Genomic DNA, 3813 nt, shown 5'->3' on the forward strand with positions numbered 1-3813 from the left:
TTTCAGATACCGCCGGCCGTTGGCTTCCGGTTCCGGCAGCCGGCCGCCATTCATGTTGACCTGCAGCGCGTGCAGGATCAGCCGTGGCATCGGCAATGTCTTGTCGCGAGCCTCGCGCAGCGCCACGAATTCGGCTTCGCCGTGCGCGGCAACGAGATGGATATTGCTGGCCTTCTGCTGGCCAACCGTGCTTTCCCACAAGGGCTCGCGGCCACCGGCCTGATAGTCATGGCCGACGAAGACCCGCGTCTCATCGGGCAGCGCCAGTATGTCCTGGATCGAGCGCCACAGCCGCGCGGCACTGCCGCCGGGGAAATCCGCTCGCGCGGTGCCGCTGTCGGGCATGAACAGCGTGTCGTGGACGAAGGCGGCGTCGCCGATCACATAGGTGATCGAGGCCAGCGTATGGCCAGGTGAGAACAGCACCTTCACCGGGACCGTCCCAACCAGGAAGGTCTCGCCTTCCCTGAACAACCTATCCCACTGCGAACCGTCGGCGGGAAAATCCGGCCAGTTGTAGATCGCCTTCCACAGGTTCTGGACGTCGACGATCCTGTTACCGATCGCCGTCGGCGCGCCGGTCTTCCGTTTAAGGTAGTGCGCTGCAGAGAAATGATCGGCATGCGGGTGGGTATCGAGGATCCACTCGATCACCAGCCCGCTCTCCCCGATGAAATCCAGCAGGGCATCCGCGCTCCTGGTTGCCGTCGCGCCGGATTTCTCATCGAAGTCGAGGATCGGATCGATGATGGCGCATCGCCTTGTCGCCGGATCGGTGACGACATACTGAATGGCTCCGGTCGGCTTGTCGTAAAAGCCCCTGACCTCAGGTTTTGCCAAAGCCAAGTCCAACCTGAACTCCCCCAACCCGCCAGCAGGAACGGTTTTCTCCGCCAGGCCCCAACAGGAGCATGGTTGTCCACCCAAGCCGACCAGTCAAGCATGACTTGGCCCGCGAGGGCGGAAAAGGCAAAACCCGTTCCGGCGCCCGTTTCAGGCCGACGGCTGTTTGGTCTTCCTGAGATAAGGCAGGATGGTCTCAAATGCGCCAAAGCGCTTGATCGCATCCTCGTTGGAAACGGCGGCGGTGATGATAACATCCTCGCCCTGCTTCCAGTTTGCCGGCGTCGCAACCTGATGCTTGGCGGTGAGCTGGATGGAATCGACCGCGCGCAGGATCTCGTCGAAGTTGCGGCCCGTGGTCATCGGATAGGTCAGCACCAGCTTGATCTTCTTGTCGGGCCCGATGACATAGACCGAGCGCACGGTGGCGTTGTCGGCGGGCGTGCGGCCTTCCGAGGTCTCGCCGGCGCCGGCGGGCAGCATGTCGTAGAGCTTGGCGACCTTGAGATCCTTGTCGCCGATCAGCGGATAATGCACCGTTTGGCCCGTCGCCGTCTTGATGTCGGCCTGCCATTTGTCGTGGCTCGCAACCGGATCGACGGAGATGCCGATGATCTTGACGTTGCGTTTCTTGAACTCGCCTTCCAGCCCGGCCATCGTGCCGAGCTCGGTGGTGCAGACCGGTGTGAAATTCTTCGGGTGGCTGAAGAGGATCGCCCAGCCGTCCCCGATCCAGTCGTGAAAGCTGATCGTCCCCTGCGTGGTCTCGGCCGTGAAATCCGGCGCGATGTCGTTGATACGAAGGCTCATGGTTCCTACCCCTGTGAATGCCGCTCGTTGGCGGGCTGCCACCCTTTTACCACTCCATCGGCGACGTTCAAAACGGTGTGGTCGCCGGCAGTGATGCAGGCCGCGAAAAATTTTCGCTTGTTCCCGGGGAATGTGGGAATTTCGCTCTCGGCGTCGCGAAAAGCTAGGATTTCACGGCCAGTGACGTGGCGAGATCTTCCATCCGCTGCGCCAGCGCGCCAAGCGCGTTGGTCAACACGCTGTCGCTCTTGTCGGCCTTGGTCAGCGCCTCGTCGCGCGTCTTGCGCAAGGTCAGCACCTCGCTTTCCATGCCCTTGACGCGCTTCTGCAATTCCGAGAGTTCGTCCATCACCATGATCCCGGCCATGACGGTCAGCCGCTGGTCGCCGATCTCGCCGAAAGAATCCTTCAGGTGCGAGACATAACGGTCGAAGCGTTCGGCGAGGTCGATCAGATGATCTTCCTGGCCTTCGTCGCAGGCCATCCGATACTGTTTGCCGTCGATTGAAACCGTGACCTGTGCCATGGGCCAGCTCCTATCTGTCCAACACGGCGCGGATGGTTTCCATGGCGGTCACCAGCCGTCGCGATACTTCCTTGTTGGCGTCCTCCAGCCGTTCGGCGCGCGCTTCGGAATTGTCGAGTTCCTGCGCCAGCCGGGAGCGGTCGGCATTCATCCGCTGCACCTCGGCCTCGGCTTCCGAGTAATCGCGTTCATGCTCCAGCTTGGCCGCGACGGCGTTTTCCAGCCCCTCGATGGCCTTGCCCAGCCTGGCGATGACTTCCTTGAGTGTGGCTTCCCCGGTCATGGCCTTCGTCCTGTGCCCTGCCCATCACCGAATCGTTCGCGTTCAGAACGCGTTATCCGTGAAACATTAGGCACCGGGTGAAGGCGACGTCAACAAAGCTCTCGCGACTGTCCCCCGCTAACGCTAATGTAGGGCCGCCGCCAGCATCACAAGACCGGCAAATCTGCGCCCGATTTGTTGACTAAAAGCCCGCGCCTGCTATGTGTCGCGCACCTTTTCAAGGGCGCTCCCAAGCCGCCAAACCCCCACCTTTGGAGGAACCATGACGTCGCGTGAACAACATGACCGGATGGCCAATGCGATCCGCTTTCTCTCCATGGATGCCGTCGAGAAGGCCAATTCCGGCCATCCCGGCCTGCCCATGGGCTGCGCCGACATTGCCACGGTGCTGTTCACCCGCTTCCTGAAATTTGACGCCAAGGCCCCGCACTGGGCCGACCGCGACCGCTTCATCCTGTCGGCCGGCCATGGTTCGATGCTGCTCTACTCGCTGCTCTATCTGACCGGCTACGAGGACATGACCCTCGACCAGATCAAGAATTTCCGCCAGCTCGGCTCCAAGACCGCCGGCCATCCCGAATACGGCCACGCTGCCGGCATCGAAACGACGACCGGCCCGCTCGGCCAGGGCCTTGCCAATTCGGTCGGCTTCGCGCTCGGCGAGCGCATCATGAACGCCGCTTTCGGCAACGACCTCGTCAGCCACTACACCTATGTGCTGGCCGGCGACGGCTGCCTCATGGAAGGCGTTTCCCAGGAAGCCATCGCGCTTGCCGGGCATCTCAAGCTCAACAAGCTGATCGTCTTCTGGGACAACAACAACATCTCGATCGACGGCCCGGTCTCGCTTGCCGACAACACCGACCAGGTCGCGCGCTTCCAGGCCTCCGGCTGGAACGCCAGCCATATCGACGGCACCGATCCTGAAGCCATCGCCTATGCCATCGAGGCCGCGCGCCATTCCGACAAGCCGACGATGATCGCCTGCAAGACGACCATCGGCTTCGGCGCCCCGACCAAGGCCGGTACCAACAAGGCGCACGGTTCGCCGCTCGGCGCCGACGAGATCGCCGGTGCGCGCAAGTTCTTCAACTGGGAGTCGCCGCCCTTCGAGATTCCGGCCGACATCCTCGATGCCTGGCGCGCGGCCGGCAAGGCCGGCGCCAAGCCGCGCGCCGACTGGGAAGGTCGTCTCGCCAAGGCGGAGCCGAAGCTGAAGGCCGAGTTCGAGCGCCGCCTCGCCGGCAAGCTGCCGTCCAATTTCGACGCCGTCATCGCCGACTACAAGAAGAAGCTCTCGGTCGACAAGCCGAAGGTCGCCACCCGCAAATCGTCGGAAATGGCGCTGGAG

The 3813-nt window shown here is 62.6% G+C and carries 5 protein-coding genes; 1 reads left to right on the forward strand and 4 read right to left on the reverse strand.

The window, feature by feature from the left end:
• The 4 genes from C1D09_RS22205 to C1D09_RS22220 all read right to left on the reverse strand — a co-directional run.
• On the reverse strand, positions 1–840 hold an 840-nt coding region (locus C1D09_RS22205), incomplete at its 3' end, for an MBL fold metallo-hydrolase (RefSeq protein ID WP_425463427.1).
• 153 nt (positions 841–993) lie between these two features.
• Positions 994–1653: a peroxiredoxin gene (locus C1D09_RS22210; RefSeq protein WP_143976310.1), complete on the reverse strand. Its 660-nt coding sequence runs from the start codon at positions 1651–1653 to the stop codon at positions 994–996.
• 163 nt (positions 1654–1816) lie between these two features.
• Entirely contained in the window at positions 1817–2179 is a 363-nt protein-coding gene (locus C1D09_RS22215) for a cell division protein ZapA (protein WP_019861624.1), read from the reverse strand.
• 10 nt (positions 2180–2189) lie between these two features.
• Complete coding sequence (locus C1D09_RS22220; protein WP_013529251.1) at positions 2190–2462, reverse strand: DUF4164 domain-containing protein; 273 nt, start codon at positions 2460–2462, stop codon at positions 2190–2192.
• A 262-nt stretch (positions 2463–2724) separates the two neighbouring features.
• On the opposite strand from C1D09_RS22220, the gene C1D09_RS22225 reads away from it, so the two are divergent.
• Positions 2725–3813: thiamine pyrophosphate-dependent enzyme (locus tag C1D09_RS22225; protein ID WP_246135831.1), on the forward strand; the 1089-nt coding region annotated here is incomplete at its 3' end.

It is taken from the genome of Mesorhizobium intechi, from assembly GCF_002879535.1.
GTDB lineage: Bacteria > Pseudomonadota > Alphaproteobacteria > Rhizobiales > Rhizobiaceae > Mesorhizobium > Mesorhizobium intechi.